Annotated in this window: 16 protein-coding genes; 6 read left to right on the top strand and 10 right to left on the bottom strand. The window is 70.7% G+C overall.

Annotated features, from left to right (window positions below; all coding sequences use genetic code 11):
- Positions 1-67: 67 nt before the first annotated feature.
- Positions 68-967, bottom strand: coding sequence for a D-alanyl-D-alanine carboxypeptidase (locus tag AB0G32_RS05735; RefSeq protein WP_361158626.1), 900 nt, complete (start codon positions 965-967; stop codon positions 68-70).
- 201 nt (positions 968-1,168) lie between these two features.
- Here AB0G32_RS05735 and AB0G32_RS05730 point away from each other — a divergent pair, with 201 nt between their 5' ends.
- Complete coding sequence (locus tag AB0G32_RS05730; RefSeq protein WP_361158621.1) at positions 1,169-1,819, top strand: GntR family transcriptional regulator; 651 nt, start codon at positions 1,169-1,171, stop codon at positions 1,817-1,819.
- Positions 1,816-3,117 (top strand): MFS transporter, encoded by a 1,302-nt coding sequence (locus AB0G32_RS05725; protein WP_361158618.1) that lies wholly within the window; start codon positions 1,816-1,818, stop codon positions 3,115-3,117. Before AB0G32_RS05730 ends, AB0G32_RS05725 begins: the two co-directional genes overlap by 4 nt.
- A gap of 237 nt (positions 3,118-3,354) precedes the next feature.
- Here the strand turns inward: AB0G32_RS05725 and AB0G32_RS05720 are convergent, their stop codons facing one another.
- The 5 genes from AB0G32_RS05720 to AB0G32_RS05700 form a co-directional block, all read right to left on the bottom strand.
- Complete coding sequence (locus AB0G32_RS05720; RefSeq protein ID WP_361158615.1) at positions 3,355-4,179, bottom strand: maleylpyruvate isomerase family mycothiol-dependent enzyme; 825 nt, start codon at positions 4,177-4,179, stop codon at positions 3,355-3,357.
- Positions 4,180-4,447: 268 nt separating this feature from the next.
- Positions 4,448-4,948, bottom strand: a complete 501-nt coding sequence (locus AB0G32_RS05715) for an LURP-one-related family protein (protein WP_361158612.1) — start codon at positions 4,946-4,948, stop codon at positions 4,448-4,450.
- Positions 4,949-5,037: 89 nt separating this feature from the next.
- A complete protein-coding gene (locus tag AB0G32_RS05710) occupies positions 5,038-5,283 on the bottom strand; it encodes a DUF6458 family protein (RefSeq protein WP_361158609.1) in 246 nt (81 codons plus the stop codon).
- Positions 5,284-5,383: 100 nt separating this feature from the next.
- Positions 5,384-6,688: a M18 family aminopeptidase gene (locus tag AB0G32_RS05705; protein ID WP_361158606.1), complete on the bottom strand. Its 1,305-nt coding sequence runs from the start codon at positions 6,686-6,688 to the stop codon at positions 5,384-5,386.
- 315 nt (positions 6,689-7,003) lie between these two features.
- Complete coding sequence (locus AB0G32_RS05700; protein ID WP_361158603.1) at positions 7,004-8,830, bottom strand: acyl-CoA dehydrogenase; 1,827 nt, start codon at positions 8,828-8,830, stop codon at positions 7,004-7,006.
- Positions 8,831-8,987: 157 nt separating this feature from the next.
- Here AB0G32_RS05700 and AB0G32_RS05695 point away from each other — a divergent pair, with 157 nt between their 5' ends.
- The 3 genes from AB0G32_RS05695 to AB0G32_RS05685 all read left to right on the top strand — a co-directional run bounded on the left by AB0G32_RS05695 (position 8,988) and on the right by AB0G32_RS05685 (position 11,679).
- Entirely contained in the window at positions 8,988-9,452 is a 465-nt protein-coding gene (locus AB0G32_RS05695) for an SseB family protein (RefSeq protein WP_361158600.1), read from the top strand.
- Positions 9,453-9,577: 125 nt separating this feature from the next.
- Complete coding sequence (locus tag AB0G32_RS05690; protein WP_361158597.1) at positions 9,578-10,555, top strand: pirin family protein; 978 nt, start codon at positions 9,578-9,580, stop codon at positions 10,553-10,555.
- Positions 10,556-10,620: 65 nt separating this feature from the next.
- A complete protein-coding gene (locus tag AB0G32_RS05685) occupies positions 10,621-11,679 on the top strand; it encodes an AI-2E family transporter (protein ID WP_361158594.1) in 1,059 nt (352 codons plus the stop codon).
- Here the strand turns inward: AB0G32_RS05685 and AB0G32_RS05680 are convergent.
- Positions 11,637-13,793, bottom strand: coding sequence for a SpoIIE family protein phosphatase (locus AB0G32_RS05680; RefSeq protein ID WP_361158591.1), 2,157 nt, complete (start codon positions 13,791-13,793; stop codon positions 11,637-11,639). The two genes, AB0G32_RS05685 and AB0G32_RS05680, sit on opposite strands and share 43 nt — an antisense overlap.
- A 158-nt stretch (positions 13,794-13,951) precedes the next feature.
- Between AB0G32_RS05680 and aspS the strand changes: the two genes are divergently transcribed.
- Positions 13,952-15,715, top strand: coding sequence for an aspartate--tRNA ligase (aspS, locus tag AB0G32_RS05675; RefSeq protein ID WP_361158588.1), 1,764 nt, complete (start codon positions 13,952-13,954; stop codon positions 15,713-15,715).
- 73 nt (positions 15,716-15,788) lie between these two features.
- Here the strand turns inward: aspS and AB0G32_RS05670 are convergent, their stop codons facing one another.
- From AB0G32_RS05670 to AB0G32_RS05660, 3 genes are all read right to left on the bottom strand, one after another.
- Positions 15,789-17,288, bottom strand: a complete 1,500-nt coding sequence (locus tag AB0G32_RS05670; RefSeq protein WP_361158585.1) for a polysaccharide pyruvyl transferase family protein — start codon at positions 17,286-17,288, stop codon at positions 15,789-15,791.
- A gap of 219 nt (positions 17,289-17,507) precedes the next feature.
- A complete protein-coding gene (metG, locus tag AB0G32_RS05665; protein WP_361158582.1) occupies positions 17,508-19,232 on the bottom strand; it encodes a methionine--tRNA ligase in 1,725 nt (574 codons plus the stop codon).
- Positions 19,233-19,399: 167 nt separating this feature from the next.
- Positions 19,400-21,082 carry a VWA domain-containing protein gene (locus AB0G32_RS05660; RefSeq protein WP_361158579.1) on the bottom strand — a complete coding sequence of 561 codons (1,683 nt, stop codon included), beginning with the start codon at positions 21,080-21,082 and terminating at the stop codon, positions 19,400-19,402.
- Between the last annotated feature and the right edge of the window lie 129 nt (positions 21,083-21,211).

The raw sequence follows: 21,211 nt of genomic DNA, 5'->3' as shown, positions 1-21,211 counted from the left end.
GACCCGCGTGAGGGGGGTGCACCGCCCGCCGGCGGTGCACCCCCCTCACGCGATTCCTGGCGCTGCGTCAGCTGATCTTGGCGTAGCCGTAGTTGACGAGCTTCTTCACGTCCGAGGTGCGGTTGGCCGCCGAGGACGAGGTGAGCACCGCGCCGACCACCGACTCACCGTTCTTGGTGGCGGCGAACACCAGGCAGTACTTGGCGGAGGAGCCGGAGCCGGTCTTCACGCCCAGCGTGCCGTTCCAGCCCAGCAGGGTGTTGGTGTTCGACCAGGTCGCCATGGTGCGGGTGGAGCCGCTCTTGGTGACGGTCTTCGCCTTGTACGACTTGGCCTTCACCACGGTCTTGAACGTGGAGCTCTTCATCGCGCTGCGGGCGAGCTTGGTCAGGTCGCGCGGCGTGGAGTAGTTGGACCCGTTGCTGATGCCGTCGAACGAGTCGAAGTGCGTCTTGGTCATGCCCAGGCTCTTGGCCATGTTGTTCATCTTGGCGATGAAGTTCTTGGTGCGGGCCGAGACGGTCGAGCCGGAGCCGAACTTGTCGGCCAGCGCCATCGCGGCGTCGCAGCCGGACGGCAGCATCATCCCGTAGAGGAGCTGGCGGACGGTGACCTTGTCGCCGACGATCAGCCGGGCCGACGAGGCGCCCTTGGAGACGATGTAGTCGCTGTACGCCTTCTTGATGGTGACCTTGGCGTCGAGGTTCAGGTTCTTCTGCCCGAGCACCACCTTGGCGGTCATGATCTTCGTGGTGGAGGCGGTCAGCCGCGTGGTGTCGGCGGACTTGCTGTAGAGCGTCTTGCCGGAGGCGCTGTTCATCAGGAACCCGCCCTTGGCGGTGATGCTCGGCGTCGTGACGGCCTGGGCCGGCGCCGCGGTGAGGACACCGGTCGCCAGCATGGTGCCGCTCGTCACGACGACGGCGACGGCCCTGCGGAGGCGAAAGCCCTGATTGACGGTTTTCACGTAAGGTACCCCGATTGTCTGGAATTCACCGGCGGTGCGGCCGAGTTGAGGTCAGTTCATCATCCGAACAGCATGAGGCCGCGTCCAGGTTCCGACTCATGAGAAGGGCGAATGGTTGCCCTGTGAATTCCTGTGCGAGGAGAGGCGTCCGCATCGCGGACGGTTCCTTTCATGCGTCCCTGTTGTATCTATCCTGTGGGCATGACCATGGCCGTGAAGCAACCACCCGCCGCCGACCGCGTCTACGCGCACGTCAAGCAGGGCGTCCTCGACCGCCGCTACGAGGGCGGCACCCTGCTCACCGAGGGCGAACTGGCCGAGGCCGTCGGGGTCTCCCGCACCCCGGTGCGGGAGGCGCTGCTGCGCCTGGAGGTGGAGGGGCTGATCCGGCTCTACCCGAAGAAGGGCGCCCTGGTCCTCCCGGTCTCCGCGCAGGAGATCGCGGACGTGGTGGAGACCCGGCTGCTGGTCGAGGAACACGCCGCCCGCAAGGCCGTACCCGCCTCGCCCTCACTGCTGGAGCGGCTGGCGGAACTCCTCGACGAACACCGGGAGCGCGCCGCGGCCGGCGACTACGCGGCCGCGGCCGTCGCCGACCGCTGCTTCCACGCCGAGATCGTGCGCAGCGGCGGCAACGAGATCCTGTCCCGCCTCTACGACCAACTCCGCGACCGCCAGCTGCGGATGGGCGTCGCGGTCATGCACTCGCACCCCGACCGGATCGCCAAGACCATCGTCGAGCACCAGGAGATCCTCGACGCGCTGCGCGCGGGCGACCCGGAGGCGGCCGTCGGCGTCGTCGGCCGGCACGTCGGCTGGGTCTCCCACCTGGCCCGCGGGGAGGTCCGATGAGCAGCGCCGGTACCACGCTGCCCGGCGATCCCCCGGGCGGCCGCCGGGCGATCGCCGTCTGGGGCGTCGGCGTCGCCGTCTACTTCGTCGCCGTCATCTTCCGTACCTCGCTCGGGGTGGCCGGCCTGGACGCCGTCGAACGCTTCGACGTGGGCGCCTCCGCGCTGTCCACCTTCTCCATCCTCCAACTGCTGGTCTACGCCGGCATGCAGATACCCGTCGGCCTGCTGGTGGACCGGCTCGGCACCAAGAAGGTGCTGGGCATCGGCGTCGTGCTGTTCACGATCGGACAGCTCGGCTTCGCCTTCTCCCCCTCGTACGGCACCGCGCTCGCCTCCCGGGCGCTGCTCGGCTGCGGCGACGCGCTGACCTTCATCAGCGTGCTGCGCCTGGGCACCCGCTGGTTCCCGGCCCGGCGCGGCCCGTTGGTCGCCCAGCTGGCCGGCCTGGTCGGCATGGCCGGCAACCTGGTCTCCACCCTGGTCATCGCCCGGCTGCTGCACGGCATCGGCTGGACGGCGGCGTTCGCCGGCAGCGCGGTGGCGGGCGTGGTGGTGCTGGTCCTGCTGCTGCTCTTCCTGAAGGACCACCCCGAGGGCCACGAGCCGGAGCCGTTCCCGCACCAGGGGGCGGCCTACGTACGGCGGCAGATCGCCGCGTCCTGGCGGGAGCCGGGGACCCGGCTGGGCATGTGGGTGCACTTCACCACGCAGTTCCCGGGGATGGTCTTCACCCTGCTGTGGGGCCTGCCGTTCCTGGTCGAGGCGCAGGGGATGTCCCGGGCGACGGCGGGTGAGTTCCTCACCCTCGTCGTCCTGTCCAACATGGTGATCGGCCTCGTCTACGGGCAGATCGTCGCCCGGCACCACGGGGCGCGGCTGCCGCTGGCGCTGACCACCGTGGCGGCCACGGCGGCGGCGTGGGCGGCGACGCTGGCCTACCCGGCCGAGCACGCGCCGACGTGGCTGCTGGTGCTGCTGTGCGTGGTGCTCGGGGCCTGCGGCCCGGCCTCGATGATCGGCTTCGACTTCTCGCGCCCCGCCAACCCGCCGGAGCGGCAGGGCACCGCGTCCGGGATCACCAACATGGGTGGTTTCATCGCCTCGATGACGACGCTGCTGGCGATCGGGGTGCTGCTGGACGCGACGGGGGACGACTACACGGTGGCGTTCTCCGCGGTGTTCGTGCTCCAGGTGCTCGGCGTCTCGCAGATTCTGCGGTTGCGGAGGAGGGCGGAGCGGCGGGAGCGGGAGCGGTTGGTCGCCAGTCGGGTGTCTTCAGTGCACGTTCCTGTGTGACGTGCCGGGCGCCCGGCATCCGGCGCCCGGCGGCTTCGGGCCCGGCCGGGGGGCTGCCGCCCCCAGCCCCCCGCTTCGGCCTGAACGGCCTCGTCCTCAAACGCCGGACGGGCTGAATACGGTCGCCGTCCGGCGTCCGGCGGGCCCGGCCGGGGGTTGCCGCCTCCCAGTCCCCCCGCCTCGGCCTGAACGGCCCCGTCCTCGAACGCCGGACGGGCTGAATACGGTCGCCGTCCGCTACTTGGTCACCGTGAAGTGCCGCAGGATCGCCGTCGTCAGTTCCGGATCGCCCTCCGCCTTCACCCGGTCGCTCACCGCCTCCGGCGTGGTGCGGCCGCAGGCCAGCCGGACGTAGGTCTCCCAGTCCAGGATCAGGGTGGCGGCCGGGCCCAGCGCGGGGGCCGTCTCCAGGGTGCCGCGGCCCTGGATGTCGACCCGGATCGTGCGCAGGAACTCGATCGGGCCGTGCACGTCGAAGACCACCGCCGAACTGCGCGGCGCGTCCGCGTCCTCGGCGACGATCCGCGGCAGCTCGTCGAGCAGCACGTCACGGGCGACGTGCGCGCCGGGGGAGTCGAGGCCGCCGGGGCGGCCGAGGGCGGCGCGCAGGTCCTGTTCGTGCGCCCACACGTTGAAGGCGTGCCGGCGCATCGACTCCTCCAGGGTCAGCTCGGTGCCGAGCGGGGCCCGCACCTTGGCGCCTGGGTCGCGGGACTCGTTGCGCAGCTGCCGGTTGCGCCGGATGATCATGTACTCCAGCTCGGACGTCATCTCCGGTGCCGTGTGGTGCCGGCGGACGTCGACCTGCATCTCCATGTAGCGCTGGTGGTCATTGGTGACGTGGAACAGGTCGCGCGGCAGCGTGTGGATGGGACGCGGGTCGCCGAGCATCTCCGAGTCCAGGCCGATGACATGGGAGACGACATCGCGCACGGACCAGCCGGGGCACGGCGTACGGCGGTTCCACTCGGCTTCCACGAGCGGCTGCACCAGCTCGGATATCGCTTCGATGGAGTGAGTCCAGGCGTCGGCGTAGGGCTGGAGGGTGGGATGCAGACTCACGGAACGGGACCCCTCGGCGGTCGGTACAGGGTGGGCGGGCGGCGGGCTGCGGGCGTCTTGGGAGGCTAAGTTACGCTGCTGTGCGGTACCCCGGCAGTGCTTTCGTGTGACGATCGTAGGCCCGTGTTGACCGCGCGGATGCCAGGGCCGTGGTACAGCCGTGGTACACCCCGGGCGCGACGCCCCCTCAGCCGCCCTTCCCGGGGCCCCTTCCGGCTCCCTCGCCCCGCCTCTGCTCCCGCCTCTGCTCCTGCGCCTCCTCCTGCCCTTACTCCTGCTCCTTCTCCCGTTCCTTCTCCGCCAGGTGGATCACGCACACCGTCAGGGCGATCAGCAGCGCCGGGTCGGCGTCCTCGTGGACGACGTCCAGGCCGTAGGTGTCCCGGACGGTGAGCAGCCGCCGGGAGACGACGGCCAGCAGCTCGCCGTCGTACTCGATGGCGAACTCCCGGTCGAGGATCTTGCCGCTGACGTCGAGTTCGTTGCCGTCGGCCAGGGCCACCCGGTAGTGGTTGCGCAGCAGGGAGAGGCGCTTGCGCCGGATGGTGGCCAGGGGCTCGCCGGCCCGCTCGATCACCATCGTGTCGCGCAGCGCGAACATCTTCTGGTGGATGTCGATCAGGACCCGGCCCTGGGTGTCCTTCAACTCCCAGGTGTCCCGCAGCCGCATCGCCTTGCCGTCGACGAGGAAGACCTTGGTGCCGCGGTCGTCCTCGATCCAGTAGTCGTCACCGAAGCCGAGCAGCCGGTCGTACACGAGGAATCTCATGCCGGGATCGCTTCCCCGCCGCCCGGCCCGTGACGCCGGCGCTGGGCCGACGGGCTGACGCCCGGTCGGCGGGCCGACGCCCGGGACGGTCAGGCGCCGTAGCCGTTGTTGTAGCCGTCGCCCGAGCGGGGCCGTTCCTCGACGACCGGGGCCGTCGGGGGCATCACGACGCGCCGCCTGCGGGCGATGCTGCTGAAGGTCGCGACGCCGATCAGGCCGACGATCATGAAGATGATGCCGACCAGGTCCAGATTGACGCCCTGCATGTCCCAGTCGGTCGCGAACGTGAGGATGGCTCCCACGGCGATGAGGATGATGCACCCGCCGAGGCCCATGGCTGTCGCCTCCCTGTAGATCCGGTCGGATCCGGTCCTTCCGGTCGATCCGGTTCCGTCCGGTTACCCCGGGAGACAACACCCATGCGGCAGGGGGTACTTACGAATCGCTCGCCAGGAACGCCACCAGTGCCTTCGCCAGCAGGTGCGGGTCGTCCGCGCCGCACAGTTCCCGGGCGCTGTGCATCGACAGGATCGCGGTGCCGATGTCCACGGTGCGGATGCCGTGCCGGGCGGCGGTGATCGGGCCGATGGTGGTGCCGCACGGCATGGAGTTGTTGGAGACGAAGGACTGGAAGGGCACGCCGGCCCGCTCGCAGGCGGCGGCGAAGACCGCGCGGCCCGAACCGTCGGTGGCGTAGCGGTTGTTGACGTTGACCTTGAGGATGGGGCCGCCGTTGACCCGCGGGTGGTGCGTCGGGTCGTGCCGCTCCGCGTAGTTGGGGTGCACGGCGTGCCCGGTGTCGGAGGACAGGCAGACGGTGCCGGCGAAGGCCCGGGCCCGGTCCTCGACCGTGCCGCCGCGGGCCAGTACCGAGCGCTCCAGCACGGTGCCGAGCAGCGGCCCGTCCGCGCCGGTGTCCGACTGCGAGCCGGTCTCCTCGTGGTCGAAGGCGGCCAGCACCGGGACGTACGACAGTCCGGCCGCCCGGTTCGCGGCGGCGGCCAGGGCGGCCACGCCGGCGTGCACGGAGAGCAGGTTGTCCATCCGCGGGCCGGCGACCAGCTCCCGGTCGCGGCCCAGGTAGGCCGGGGCCTCCACGGAGTGGGTCATCAGGTCCCAGCCGGTGACCGAACCGGCGTCCAGCCCCGCCTCCTCCTCCAGGAACGCGATCAGGTCGCCGTCGCGGACGGGGTCGGCCAGGCCCCAGACCGGCTGGAGGTGGCGCTGCTTGTCGAGCTTGAGGCCGTCCGCGGTGACGTTGCGGTCCAGGTGGATGGCGAGCTGGGGGACGCGCAGCAGGGGGCGGTCGACGTTCACCAGGCGGGTGCTGCCGTCGCGCAGGGTGAGCCGGCCGGCCAGGCCCAGGTCGCGGTCGAGCCAGGAGTTCAGCAGCGGGCCGCCGTAGATCTCCACGGCGACCTGGCGCCAGCCGTGCGCCCCGGTGTCGGGGCGGGGCTTGACGCGCAGGTTGGGGGAGTCGGTGTGGGCGCCGACGATCCGGAAGGGGGTGTGCGGCTCGGCTCCCTCGGGGACGTACCAGGCGATGATCGCGCCGCCGCGCAGTACGTACTTGCCGCCGCTCGTCGCGTCCCAGGCGTCCGTCTCCGCGACCTGCCTGAAGCCTGCCTTCTCCAGCCGCTGGGCGGCGTTCGCCACGGCGTGGTACGGCGTCGGGGACGCCGCGAGGAAGGACATCAGGTCGTCGGTGTGGCCGCGGTCGAAACGGGGAGGTTCGCTCATGCAGGCCACCTTAACGAGGGCCCGCTTCCCGTCCACCGGGAGCGGGCCCTCGTCGGGCGGTACTAGGGCCTGTCGTTTGGATCACGCCGCAGACGCGGGGCCTGGCACGCGCTACCCCACTGCCTGAACGGCGTGGGGGGACCCCCAGCCGCGTTGTCGTCGGTTGTCAACTCCCCCACGCTCGGCTTCGCTCGCGCGGGGGGACCCCCATCGCGTTGCCGCCCTCCTCCGCCTTGCAGCTGCACGCACCAGGCCCCGCTCACCGGCATGGACAAGTTCCGCCGATGCCCTGCGTCCTGATCCAAACGACAGGCCCTAGAACGCGGCCTCGTCCAGCTCCATCAGGTCCAGCTCGACGCCCTGGGCGACCTTGCGGGCCAGGGTGACGCCGGGCAGGACGTTCGCGGCGAAGAACTTCGCGGCGGCGATCTTGCCGGTGTAGAAGGGCCTGTCCTTCGCGGACGCCGTCGGCAGCTTCTCGGCGGCGATCGCGGCGCCCTTGAGCAGCAGGTAGCCGACCACCACGTCACCGGAGGCGAGCAGCAGGCGGGTGGTGTTGAGCCCGACCTTGTAGATGTTCTTGACGTCGCTCTCGGTGGCGGCGAGGTCGGTGAGCATCAGGCCGACGATGGCCTCCAGCTCGACGGCGGCCTTGGCCAGGTGCTCGCGGGCACCGGCCAGTTCGTCGCCGCCGGTGGCGAGCGCGAGAAACTTCTTGATGTCCTCGGCCAGCGAGTTCAGCGCGGCGCCCTGGTTGCGGACGATCTTCCGGAAGAAGTAGTCCTGCCCCTGGATCGCGGTGGTGCCCTCGTAGAGGGTGTCGATCTTGGCGTCGCGGATGTACTGCTCGACCGGGTACTCCTGGAGGAACCCGGAGCCGCCGAAGGTCTGGAGCGACTGGGCGAGCTGCTCGTAGGCCTTCTCCGAGCCGTAGCCCTTGACGATCGGCAGCAGCAGGTCGTTGAGGGCGTGGTCGGCGGTGGAGTCCTCGCCGTTCGCCTCCTTGACCTGGATGGTGTCCTGCACGGAGGCGGTGTACATCACCAGGGCGCGCATGCCCTCGGCGTACGCCTTCTGCGTCATCAGCGAGCGGCGCACGTCCGGGTGGTGGGTGATGGTGACCTTGGGCGCCGTCTTGTCCATGAAGTTGGCGAGGTCCGGGCCCTGGACGCGCTCCTTGGCGTACTCCAGCGCGTTGAGGTAGCCGGTGGAGAGGGTCGAGATGGCCTTCGTGCCGACCATCATCCGGGCGAACTCGATGATGCGGAACATCTGCCGGATGCCGTCGTGCTTGTCGCCGATCAGCCAGCCCTTGGCGGGGTGGCGGTCGCCGAAGGTCATCTCGCAGGTGTTGGAGACCTTCAGGCCCATCTTGTGCTCGACGTTGGTGGCGTAGGCGCCGTTGCGCGCGCCCAACTCGCCGGTCTCCGGGTCGAACTCGTACTTCGGCACCAGGAAGAGGGACAGCCCCTTGGTGCCCGGACCGGCGCCCTCCGGCCGGGCGAGGACGTAGTGGAGGATGTTCTCCGACATGTCGTGCTCGCCGGACGTGATGAAGCGCTTGACGCCCTCGATGTGCCAGGAGCCGTCCGGCTGCTGGACCGCCCTGGTGCGGCCGGCGCCGACGTCGGAGCCCGCGTCCGGCTCGGTGAGCACCATGGTGGAGCCCCACTGCCGGTCCACGGCGATCTTCGCGATCTTCTGCTGGACCTCGTTGCCCTCGTCGAAGAGGATGCCGGCGAAGGCCGGGCCGGAGGAGTACATCCACACGGCCGGGTTGGCGCCGAGCACCAGCTCCGCGTAGGCCCAGATCAGGGAGCGCGGCGAGGTGGTGCCGCCGATCTCCTCGGGCAGGCCGAGGCGCCAGTACTCGGAGTCCATGAAGGCCTGGTAGCTCTTCTTGAAGGACGCCGGGACGGGCGCGGTGTTCGTCTCGGGATCGAAGACCGGCGGGTTGCGGTCGGCGTCCTCGAAGCTGGCGGCCAGCTCGTTCTCGGCGAGCCGGGTCAGCTCTTCCAGGACGCTCTTGGCGGTCTCGACGTCCATCTCCTCGAACGGGCCGGAGCCGTAGACCTTGTCGCGGCCCAGCACCTCGAAGAGGTTGAACTCGATGTCGCGGAGATTCGGTTTGTAGTGCCCCATGGCGACGGCTCCCTAGATCCCTAGAGGGACGGCGAGGCACTGACTCCTCGCGCTCTCGTACACGTACCAACTAGTAGCTACGATGATGCTACCCGTCGGTAATAAGTCGCAACCCCGGCCGCTCCATCTGTGACTCTTCACTCGCTACTCTTGCGGCATGTACGGCTACGACCAGACCGCGGGCCAGCAGCAGTACGCGCCGCCCCAGCAGCCGATGTCCGGCGGATACGGGCAGCAGCAGCCGCCGCTGTACCCGGAGCCGTCGCCGCCCTCGCTCGCGGACGCGGTGCGGGCGTTCACCACCGGGCAGCTGGCCGCCGAGGACTTCCAGCAGGTCTTCGCGACCTCGAAGGTGTACTGCCCGCGCGGCGACAACCCCGGCTTCCTCGCCCTGCACAACACCCAGCAGCCGGTGATCCCGATGTTCACCACGCTCAAGGAGCTGCGCCGGTACGCGGGCAAGGAGTCCAAGTACTTCGTGATCACCGGCGCCGAGGTGCTGGACCTGCTGCCGACCGGGTACGGGTTCGTACTGGACATGGAGGGCGAGCACCGGATGGTGTTCGACGCCAAGGCTGTCGAACAGATGGTCGATTTCGCGATGCGCCGCATGTATGGCTGATCCTGCCCGCGCGTACGAATGACGGTGGAGCCCGGAGGGAATGCCCTCCGGGCTTCCGCGGTTCTGGGGTAGCAAGAAGTTCAACGCTCAACTAAAGTGGACGTACGCCGCCCAAGGAGGTCGACATGCCTGCCGTGACCGTCGAGAACCCGCTGTTGCTCCCCCGCGTGACCGCGCCCGCCGACGCGGTGGCCCGTCCCGTGCTCACCGTGACCACCGCGCCCAGCGGTTTCGAGGGCGAGGGCTTCCCGGTGCGCCGCGCGTTCGCCGGGATCAACTACCGCCACCTCGACCCGTTCATCATGATGGACCAGATGGGTGAGGTGGAGTACGCGCCCGGGGAGCCCAAGGGCACCCCCTGGCACCCGCACCGCGGCTTCGAGACCGTCACCTACATCATCGACGGGATCTTCGACCACCAGGACAGCCACGGCGGTGGCGGCACCATCACCAACGGCGACACCCAGTGGATGACGGCGGGCAGCGGGCTGCTGCACATCGAGGCGCCGCCGGAGTCCCTCGTGCTGTCCGGCGGGCTGTTCCACGGGCTCCAGCTGTGGGTGAACCTGCCGGCCAAGGACAAGATGATGGCCCCCAAGTACCAGGACATCCGGGGCGGCACCGTGGCCCTGCTGACCTCGCCGGACGGGGGTGCGCTGGTCCGGGTCATCGCCGGGGAACTGGACGGCCACCAGGGCCCGGGGTCGACCTTCACGCCGATCACGATGATCCACGCGACCCTCGCGCCCGGCGCCGAACTGACCCTGCCCTGGCGCGAGGACTTCAACGGCCTCGCGTACGTGCTCGCCGGGCGCGGCTCGGCCGGGGCCGAACGGCGGCCGGTGCGGACCGGGCAGACGGCCGTCTTCGGGGCGGGGGGCTCGCTGACCGTGCGGGCCGACGAGCAGCAGGACGGCAACACGCCCGACCTGGAGGTCGTGCTGCTCGGCGGGCAGCCGATCCGGGAGCCGATGGTGCACTACGGGCCGTTCGTCATGAACACCCGCGACGAGCTCCAGCAGGCGTTCGAGGACTTCCAGAAGGGGCGCCTCGGCAGCGTGCCGGCGGTGCACGGGATGTCGGAGGCCGGGCCGGACGCCTGACGCCGGGTCACCCGGGCGGGCCGTGCCGACAGGACGGCCCGCCCGGCCCGTGATCGGCTGGGGGCGTGCTGTTGCTCCCCGTGCCCGTGCGCCGGTTCGCCGCCTGGTGCGTCGTCATCCTGCTGGCCGCCGGCGTCGTCTACGTGGGCATCCGGCTCTGCGTCGAGTTCCGCACCACCGTGACGCCCGTGCTGCTCGCACTGCTCGGTACCGCGCTGCTGCGCCCGCTGTACGGGTGGCTGGTCGCGGTCCATGTGCAGCGGTCGCTGGCCGCGCTGCTCACCTGCGTCGCCGTGCTGGCCGTGGTCGGTGGCGCCGTCTACATCGTGGTCGCCGCCCTGGTCGACAGCGGCGACCAGATCGTCGAGTCGCTGCGGACCTCCGCCGAGGACCTCGCCGACCACCTCGGCGCGGCCGGCACCTCGCTGGACGACCTCGCCGCCAACGGGCGGAAGCTGCTCGGCAAGTTCGGCGGGACGGCGGCCTCCGGGGTGATCAGCGGCGTGAGCGTGGTGGGCGAGATGATCGCCATGGCGGTACTCGCCCTGCTCCTGGTCTTCTTCTTCCTGCGCGACTCCGACCGGGCCGTCGGCACCGTGCGGGCGCTGGTGCCGCACAGCGGCGCCGACATGACCGAGGCGATGGCCCGGCGGGCCTTCGAGGCGGTCGAGGGGTTCATGCGGGGCACCACGCTGATCGCGCTGATCGACGCCGTCTGCATCACTGTCGGGCTGCTCGTGCTGGGGGTGCCGGGCGCGCTCGGGCTCGGCGCGCTGGTGCTGGTCGGGGCCTACATCCCCTATCTCGGGGCGTTCCTCTCGGGGGCGGCGGCGGTGCTGGTGGCGCTGGCCGACCGGGGGTTCGTCATCGCGCTGTGGGTGCTGGGCGTGGTGGTGGCCGTGCAGCTGCTGGAGGGGCATGTGCTCCAGCCGGTGATCCAGAGCCGGACCGTGCACATGCACCCGGTGGTGGTACTGCTCGCGCTGACCGCCGGCGCCTCGGTCGCGGGCATCGTCGGGATGCTGCTCGCGGTGCCGCTGACCGCCGCCGGGTTCGGCATCGTCCGCGAGTTGCAGCACCGCTACACGGACACGGCGAGCTCCGGGCCCGGGGAGCCCTCGTAGAGGTCGAACCAGATGCTCTTGCCCTCGCCGCGCGGGGCGACGCCCCACTCGTCGGCGAGCATCTCGATCAGCATCAGACCCCGCCCGGAGGACGCCATCTCCCCCGGGCTGCGCCGGTGCGGCAGTTCCTGGCCGGTGTCGGTGACCTCGACCCGGATGCGGCGTTCGCCCAGGGCGCCGGTGACCTCGGCGACCACCAGCGCGTCGGCGTCGGTGTGCACCAGGACGTTGGTCAGCGTCTCGGAGAGCAGCAGCACCGCCGAGTCCTTCTGGTCCTCGCTGGGCCAGTCGTGCAGCAGGTCGCGCAGATGCCGGCGCGCGGTGCCGATCCGCTCCGGCTCGGCCTGCGCGACCGTCAGCATGGTGCGGCGGCCCGGCGGACGGGGGCGGGCCGCGTCGCCGGCGGCACCGGCCTCGTCGCCCCGGCGGAGCAGCAGCAGGGCGATGTCGTCCTCGCGGCGGTCGGCCAGCGGGCCGGTGGTGTGGTGGGAGGAGGGCCCGTGCACGGCCTGGACCATCGCGTCGGCCAGTTCCTCCGGGTCGCCGACGGGCAGGTCCTTCAGCCCGGCGCTCAGCCGCCGCCAGCCCGAGTCCAGGTCGTGGCCGCCGGTCTCCAGCACACCGTCGGTGATCAGCATCAGCGTCTCGCCGGGCGCCAGGCTGAGCCGGGTGGTGGGGTAGTCGCAGTCCGGGTCGATGCCCAGCGGCAGCCCGCCGGCCGTGGCCCGGATCAGCACCGTGCCGTCCGTCATCCGCACCGCCGGGTCCAGATGGCCGGCCCGGGCCGCCTCCACGGTGCCGGTGGCGGGGTCGACCTCGACGTAGAGACAGGTCGCGAAGCGGAAGTCGCCGGGGTCCTCGGTGGACCGGGTGAGGCCGTGGAAGAAGCGGGAGGCGCGGGAGAGCACCGCGTCGGGGCGGTGGCCCTCGGAGGCGTAGGCGCGCAGTGCGATGCGCAACTGGCCCATCAGCCCGGCGGCCCGTACGTCATGGCCCTGTACGTCGCCGATGACCAGGGCGAGGCGGTCTCCTCCGGAGGGGGTGCCGCCGGGCAGCGGGATCACGTCGTACCAGTCGCCGCCCACCTGGAGTCCGCCGCCGGTCGGGACGTAGCGGGCGGCGATCCGCACGCCCGGGATCTCCGGGCCGACCGCGGGCAGCATGGAGCGCTGGAGTCCGTCGGTCAGCTCCCGCGTGGTCTCGTCGGCGCTCGCCCGGGACAGCGCCTGCGCCATCATCCGGGCCACCGTGGTCAGCACCGACCGCTCGTCCGGGGTGAACGCGACCGGGTAGGAGAAGGCGGCCATCCAGGTGCCCATCGTGCGGCCCGCCACGGTCAGCGGCAGGAACGCCCAGGAACGGCGGCGGAAGCGCTTGGCGAGCGGCCAGGTCAGCGGGTAGCGGGCGGCGTACTCCTCGGGGGAGGAGAGGTAGACGGCCCGGCCGGTGCGGACCACCTCGGCGGCCGGGTAGTCGGTCTCCAGCCCCATCCGCGCGAACGGGCTGTCCTGGTGCGGCTCGGTGCGGTGGCCGATGATGGCCAGTTCGTCGCCCTCGACGCTGAAGACCGCCAGGCCGTCCGGCGAGAAGCCCGGCATCGACAGGCCCGCCGCGACCCGCAGCACCTCCTCGGTCGACCGTGCCTCGGCCAGCGCCCGGCCCGCGTCCAGCAGGAACGCCTCCCGGGAGCGGCGCCAGTCGCCGGTGACCGCGCTGCGCCCGGCGGCGGTGCCCGGCGTCGGTTCGGTGACCTCCTGGAGGGTGCCGATCAGGCGGTACGCCTTGGCCTCGGGGTCGAAGAAGGGCTTGGAACGGCTGCGGACCACCCGGACCACCCGGCCCTGCTCGTCCATGATCCGGACGCGCACCTCGGCGACCGTGCCCTCGGTGGCGGCGAGGCGGACGACGCCGGTGATCTCGTTCCAGTCGACCGGGTGCAGCCGGGCCCTTACCTGGGCCTGGTGCAGGCTGGCCCCACGGGCGGGCAGGCCGAGCAGCCGGGCCGCCTCGGCGTCGACCGTGACGAACTCGCTGGCCGTGTCCCAGTGCCACAGACCGGTCGCGAGGGCGGCCAGAACGTCCCCCACGGCGGGCAGGGGCTCACCAGTGCGCATTGCTCCACTGTATGGAGTGGTGATCGGGGGATGCCACCGGTCGCGGCCGCGGCAATGGGGAGGAAGGGGGGACCGGGTGCCCGGTACGCTGGGGTTGTTTCACGTGAAACACGAATGTGAAACGCCATCCCCGATCCGCGAAGACTGGATGAACGACGATGCATCGGTACAGGTCCCACACCTGCGGCGAGCTCCGCGCCTCTGACGTCGGCAGCGACGTCCGGCTGAGCGGCTGGCTGCACAATCGGCGCGACCTGGGCGGCATCCTCTTCATCGATCTGCGCGATCACCACGGCATCACCCAGCTCGTCGCCCGTCCGGGTACGGACGCGTACGAGGCGCTGGACAAGCTGACCAAGGAGTCGACCGTCCGGGTCGACGGCAAGGTCGTCTCGCGCGGTGCCGAGAACATCAACCCCGACCTGCCCACCGGCGAGGTCGAGGTCGAGGTCGGCGAGGTGGAGCTGCTCGGCGCCGCCCAGCCGCTGCCGTTCACCATCAACACCGAGGACGGGGTGAACGAGGAACGACGGCTGGAGTACCGCTTCCTGGATCTGCGCCGCGAGCGCATGCACCGCAACATCATGCTGCGCACGTCGGTGATCTCCGCGATCCGCAGCAAGATGGTGACGCTCGGCTTCAACGAGATGGCGACGCCGATCCTGACCGCCACCTCCCCCGAGGGCGCCCGCGACTTCGTGGTCCCCTCCCGGCTGCACGCGGGCCGTTTCTACGCGCTGCCGCAGGCTCCGCAGCAGTTCAAGCAGCTGCTGATGATCTCGGGCTTCGACCGGTACTTCCAGATCGCGCCCTGCTTCCGGGACGAGGACGCCCGTGCGGACCGCTCGCCGGGCGAGTTCTACCAGCTCGACGTCGAGATGAGCTTCGTCGAGCAGGAGGACGTCTTCCAGCCGATCGAGAAGCTGATGACGGAACTCTTCACGGAGTTCGGCGACGGCCGCGAGGTGACGTCCCCGTTCCCGCGCATCCCGTTCCGCGAGGCGATGCTCAAGTACGGCTCCGACAAGCCGGACCTGCGCGCCAAGCTGGAGCTGGTCGACCTCACCGACATCTTCGCGGGCTCGGAGTTCAAGGCGTTCGCCGGCAAGCACGTGCGCGCGCTGCCGGTGCCGGACGTCTCCGGTCAGCCGCGCAAGTTCTTCGACCAACTCGGCGACTACGCGGTCGCCCAGGGCGCCAAGGGCCTGGCCTGGGTGCGGGTGGCCGAGGACGGCTCGCTGACCGGCCCGATCGCGAAGTTCCTGACCGAGGAGAACGTCGCGGAGCTGACGAAGCGGCTGTCGCTGGCCGCCGGGCACGCGGTGTTCTTCGGCGCGGGCGAGTTCGACGAGGTCTCCAAGATCATGGGCGCGGTGCGGGTCGAGGCCGCCAAGCGGGCCGGGCAGTTCGAGGAGAACGTCTTCCGGTTCTGCTGGATCGTCGACTTCCCGATGTACGAGAAGGACGAGGAGACGGGGAAGATCGACTTCTCCCACAACCCGTTCTCGATGCCGCAGGGCGGCATGGAGGCCCTGGAGTCCCAGGACCCGCTGGACATCCTGGCCTGGCAGTACGACATCGTCTGCAACGGTGTGGAGCTGTCCTCCGGCGCGATCCGCAACCACGAGCCCGACATCATGCTGAAGGCGTTCGAGATCGCCGGCTACGACGCGGAGACCGTCGAGCGGGAGTTCGCCGGCATGCTGCGCGCGCTGCGCTTCGGCGCCCCGCCGCACGGCGGCATCGCCCCCGGCGTCGACCGCATCGTGATGCTGCTGGCGGACGAGCCCAACATCCGCGAGACCATCGCCTTCCCGCTCAACGGCAACGCCCAGGACCTGATGATGGGCGCGCCGACGGAGCTGGACGAGACCCGGCTGAGGGAACTGCACCTGTCGGTGCGCAGGCCGCAGCCGAAGTAGGCGCGGAAACCCGGAAGGGGCCCGGGACGGTTCTCCGTCCCGGGCCCCTTCCGGCTTCTTCGGTCCGTTCCCGTCAGCTCTTGCCGCCGCCCGACAGCCCCCGGGTGCGGCGGCGCAGCGCCGGGCCGAGGCGGACCAGGAGGCGCTTGTCGATGCCGGTGACCTTGCGGTCGACGGCGGTCAGCGCCTTGCGGGTGGCGGCCAGCTCCTTGGCGAGGGCGTCCAGCTTCGCCGTCGTCTCGGCGGCGCGCTTCTCGGACTTGGCGAGCTTGGCGCGCAGCTCCTTGTTCTCCTTGGCCTGCTTGCGGGCCTGCTCCCGGGTCTTCTCGTCGGCCGTCGTGAGCTGCTCGCGCAGCCGGCTGAAGCGGTAGCGCAGCTGCCCGTCGTCCGAGCCGTCCCACACCGGCATCGAGGCGGGCAGCTCCAGCTCGGCCATGCGGGCGTCGAAGGCGGCGCCGCCGTCACCGTGCGTATAGGTGTTCTCCAGGCCGTTGCGGTCCAGGAAGGCGACGATCCGCTCGAAGCGCTCACCGTGCCCCTTGCGCATCGCCGAGAAGTCGGCGCTCTCGTACAGATCGCGCGGGTCGGTGTCGGCGGGCAGGCCGGCCAGCTGGCGGTGCGGGATGTCGAAGTACCGGCACAGCTCCAGGGTGCGCGAGTCGTGGGTGAGGACGACGCTCGGGGTGCCGGCCAGCAGCGCGGCGACATTGCCGTGGATGCGGGTGCCGTAGGCGAAGTCGTAGCCGCCCAGTTCCTTGATCCAGGTGGCCGGGTCCAGCGGCATGCGGACCTTGTTCTCCTGGAGGAGCGGGTGGCTGAGCTGGAGCGGGAAGGGCTTGGTGTACCCGGACTCGGGGCTGGTGTCGCCCCAGAGCAGCAGCTCGGCATCGACGGTGTTCTGCGCGTAGTACGTGAGGTGGGGGTAGTTCTGGTGGGCGTGGCGGGCGATGCCGGAGATGTCGCCGACGGGTATCGCGTTGGGCGACAGGTTGAGCGCGATGCGGGAGTCGGCGGTCAGCTCGGCGGTGCGGATCTCGGGGAAGGTGTCGCCGTACAGGAACATCGACGGGCAGCCGATGATGTCGATGTCCCGGAAGCCGAGGGCCTTGAGGTAGTTGGCGGTCAGTTCGCCGCGGACGCCGATGGAGGCGGAGCGCTCCAGGACGGCGGTGGCGAAGCGCTTGACCGACGCCTCCATCGGACCGAGCCAGTCGGTGTCGTAGTCGTCGGGGGCCTGGGCGCCGACGCCGAAGACCACCACCGGGATGGTGAGCTGCTCGATCAGGGTGGAGAGGCGGTCCAGCGACGCCTGGAAGGTGGGCCGGAAGGCGTTGGCGAGCGGGACGACGAAGACGTCGTACTGCTCGTTGATCTCGGCGGCCCGCTCGGGCGAGGAGTTGGTGCGGATGCCGTTGGAGACGACCTCGGTGTCCGGTGCGGACAGCATCTTGTGCGCGGAGTCGCTGAAGATGAGGTTGCCGGTGTTGGTGCCGATCAGGTCCTGGTGGATGAACTCGGCCGGGCTCGCCACGTGGAACGGGCTCTTGCCGGATCGGATGAGGATGCGCTTCACGACAGTCCCTCGGTACGCGGTGCGGATTCAGCTGCGTACCGGTCGGCGGTGACCGCGACGCACACCCGCGCGACGGATAGACGTTCGAGTGTCGCGCGGGTGAGCAAACTTTATACGTCCGGCAAATGGACCGTGAAGCCTCGGTGACGCGGTGGGCGTCACCGAGGCGGCACTGAGGCTTCACGGCTGCGGAAAGGCTGTGGAGAGGGGGCGGGGAGGTTACTCGGGGGCGCCGCCGAAGCGCTCCTTGTAGGTCTCCAGTTCCTCGTCGGTGATCTTGGCGAAGAGGACCGGGGGGACCGTGAAGGGGGTGCCGACGGGGAGGGCGGTGAGGGTGCGGGCCTGGTCCGGGGTGACCCAGGTCGCCGTGTCGTCGGGGAGGGCGAAGGCCGCGCGCATGGCCTTCGCCGACGCCGGGATGAAGGGTTCCGAGACCACCGCGTAGAGGTGGATCAGGTTCATCGCCGTGCGCAGGGTGAGGGCCGCGCCGTCCTTGTTGGTCTTGATCTCCAGCCAGGGGGCCTTCTCCTCCAGGTAGGAGTTGCCGGCCGACCACAGGGCGCGCAGGGCGGCGGCCGCCTTGCGGAACTGGAGGGCTTCCATCTGGGTCTCGTACTCGGCGAGCAGCTCCGTGATCTGCGCGCCGAGATTCGACTCCGCCGCGCCCGGCTCGCCGCCCGCCGGGACCTCGTCGCCGAAGCGCTTCCTGGAGAAGGACAGCACCCGGTTGACGAAGTTGCCCAGGGTGTCGGCGAGATCCTTGTTGACCGTCGCCGTGAAGTGCTCCCAGGTGAAGGAGGTGTCGTCGGACTCCGGGGCATTGGCGATCAGGAAGTAGCGCCAGTAGTCGGCGGGCAGGATGTCCAGGGCCTGGTCGGTGAAGACACCGCGGCGCTGGGAGGTGGAGAACTTGCCGCCGTAGTACGTGAGCCAGTTGAAGGCCTTGAGGTAGTCGACCCTCTTCCACGGCTCGCGGACGCCCATCTCGGTGGCCGGGAACATCACGCTGTGGAAGGGGACGTTGTCCTTCGCCATGAACTCGGTGTAGCGGACGTCGTCCGCGCCGTCCGGGCCGTACCACCAGGAGCGCCAGTCGCGGTTCTCGCCGGGGGCGGCGTCCGCCCACTCCTTCGTCGCGCCGATGTACTCGATCGGGGCGTCGAACCAGACGTAGAAGACCTTGCCCTCGGCGGCCAGCTCCGGCCAGGTGTCGGCCGGGACCGGGACGCCCCAGTCCAGGTCACGGGTGATCGCGCGGTCGTGCAGGCCCTCGGTCAGCCACTTGCGGGCGATGGAGGAGGCGAGCTGCGGCCACTCGTCGGCGGTCTCGTCGATCCACGCCTCGACCTCGCCCTGGAGCTTGGACTGGAGCAGGAAGAGGTGCTTGGTCTCGCGGACCTCCAGGTCGGTGGAGCCGGAGATCGCCGAGCGGGGGTCGATCAGGTCGGTGGGGTCCAGGACCCGGGTGCAGTTCTCGCACTGGTCGCCGCGGGCCTTGTCGTAGCCGCAGTGCGGGCAGGTGCCCTCCACGTAGCGGTCCGGGAGGAAACGGCCGTCGGCGGGCGAGTAGACCTGGCGGATCGCCCGCTCCTCGATGAAACCGTTCTCGTTGAGGCGGCGGGCGAAGTGCTGGGTCAGCTCCGCGTTCTGCGCCGAGGAACTGCGGCCGAAGTGGTCGAAGGCGAGGGCGAAGCCGTCGTAGATCGCCTTCTGGGCGTCGTGCGCCTGCGCGCAGAACGTGTCCACCGGGACGCCCTGGGCCTTGGCGGCCAGCTCGGCGGGGGTGCCGTGCTCGTCGGTCCCGCAGACGTAGAGGACATCGTGGCCGCGCTGGCGCAGGTAGCGGGCGTAGACGTCGGCCGGGAGCATGGACCCCACCATGTTGCCCAGGTGCTTGATCCCGTTGATGTACGGAAGGGCGCTGGTGATGAGGTGTCGAGCCATCGGGGGCTGCTCCCAGGTCGCTGCGTTTACGGTCACAAATACGAACTTTGAAATCGTAGCCGACATGGGTGGGCCGCCCGCCTCCCGTTATTGGGGGGAGGGGGCGGCCCGGGGTGGTGCGGGGGGTGGTGCGAGGGCGGTGTCTTTTCAGGGGCGGTAGGCGGGTTTCAGGGGCGCCAGGTGGCCAGTACGCCCTCGTACAGTTCCTGGTCCGTCAGCTCCAGGGGGTTCTCGCCGGCCAGGAAGTACGCGGTGTTGCCGGTCTTGAGCTTGCGGAGGTAGTCGAACGCCTTGTTCTCCGGGTCACCGAAGGCGACGAAGGAGAAGAAGACGGCGGGGTGGGACGCGGCGGCCGCGGTGAGGGCCTGGGTGGCGGGGGTCTTCGCGTCGGGGGCGCCGTCCGTCTGGAAGATCACCAGGGCGGGGGCGGTGGGGTCGGCCGACTTGTCGTGCAGGGCGAGGACCTCGGCGACGGCGGCGTGGTAGCTGGTGCGGCCCATCCGGCCCAGCTCCGCGTGGGTGGTGTCGATCTTGTTCTCGTGGTCGGAGAGGGAGACGGTGGTGGTGCCGTCGATCTCCGTGGAGAAGAAGACGACCGGGACCGTGGCGTCGGGGTCGACGTGCGCGGCGAGGGCGAGGGTCTGGTCGGCGAGGGCCTGGGCGGAGCCGTCCTTGTAGTACGGGCGCATGCTCGCGGAGCGGTCCAGGACGAGGTAGACCTTGGCTCGGGTGCCGGTGAGGTCGTGCTTCTTGAGGGTGGCCGCGGCGGTCTTGTGGGCGGGGAGGAGGGCGGGGGTGGTGGGCTTCTTGGCCTCGCCTTCGGCTTCGGCCTCGTTCGTTTTCCCACCCGCACCGCCCGTGCTGCTTTCGTCTTCGGGTGCGGGTGGCCCCTGTGGGGGTTCCTCGCCGGTGGCGGCTGCGGGTTCGGGGGCGGTGGTGGGGGCGGGGGCCGGTTCCGGGGTGGGGTCTGGGTCCGGGGTGGGTTCCGGGGCCGGAGCCGGGGTGGGTTCCGGAGTGGGAGCCGGGGCCGGTTCCGGGGTGGGGTCTGGTGTTGGTTCGGGCTGGGGGGTGGGGGCCGACGCGGTCACCGGCTCGGGCTCGGGTGCGGGGTCGGAGGCCGGCTCGGGGTCGGCTTCGGAAACCGGTTCGGGCTCGGGTTCGGGTTCGGAGGTCGGCTTGGGCTCGGGGCCGGGCTCGGGGTCGGCTTCTGGGGCGGAGACCGGTGCGGGCTCGGGGGCGGCTTCCGAAGCCGGCTTGGGCTCGGGTTCGGAGAGCGGCTCGGGGGCGGCTTCGGAGACCGGCTCGGGTACGGGTTCGGCTTCGGAGACCGGCTCGGGTACGGGTTCGGCTTCGGAGACCGGCTCGGGTACGGGTTCGGCGGCCGGCTCGGGTTCCGGTGCGGAAGTCGGCTTGGGGTCAGGGGTGGGCTCGGGCTCGGGGGTGGGCTCGGGCTCGGGCTCGGGGGTGGGCTCGGGCTCGGGCTCGGGCTCGGGCTCGGGGGCCTGGTTCTGGGGTGGCTCGGTTGGTTCCGGGGTGGGGGGAGTGTCCGGGGAGTCGGACGGTTTGGGGGGTGTGACGTTGTCGAAGGCCGCGGTGACCAGTTCGTGTACGTCGGCGGACGGCTCGGAGGTGTCCTCGGTGGACGTGCGCGGCTCTGGGACCACCGGGTCGGGGTCGGGCTCGGGCTCCGGCCGGGACTGGGCCGGGACCTTCGGTTCCGCCGCGGGCTCCACCGGAGCCGGCGTCGGTTCCGGCGACGGGGCCGTCTCCTGTGTGGCCTCCTCCGGCTGGGCGGACCGCGCTTTGCGTGAGCGGCCGAACGCGTTCCGCAGGAGAGTGAGAATGCCCATGTGCGCAACCCTTCGCATGAGTTGATGCCCGTCAAACCCTGGCCAGGACGGACACGTAAGGTTAGCGGCCTCCGCTTCCGTTCCTGGCCAGGGTCTGGCACACGGACCGCGCCCGCGTCAAGAGCCGCT

Source organism: Streptomyces sp. NPDC023723 (assembly GCF_040639815.1).
GTDB lineage: Bacteria > Actinomycetota > Actinomycetes > Streptomycetales > Streptomycetaceae > Streptomyces.
This window is presented reverse-complemented; position numbering and strand designations above follow the sequence as displayed.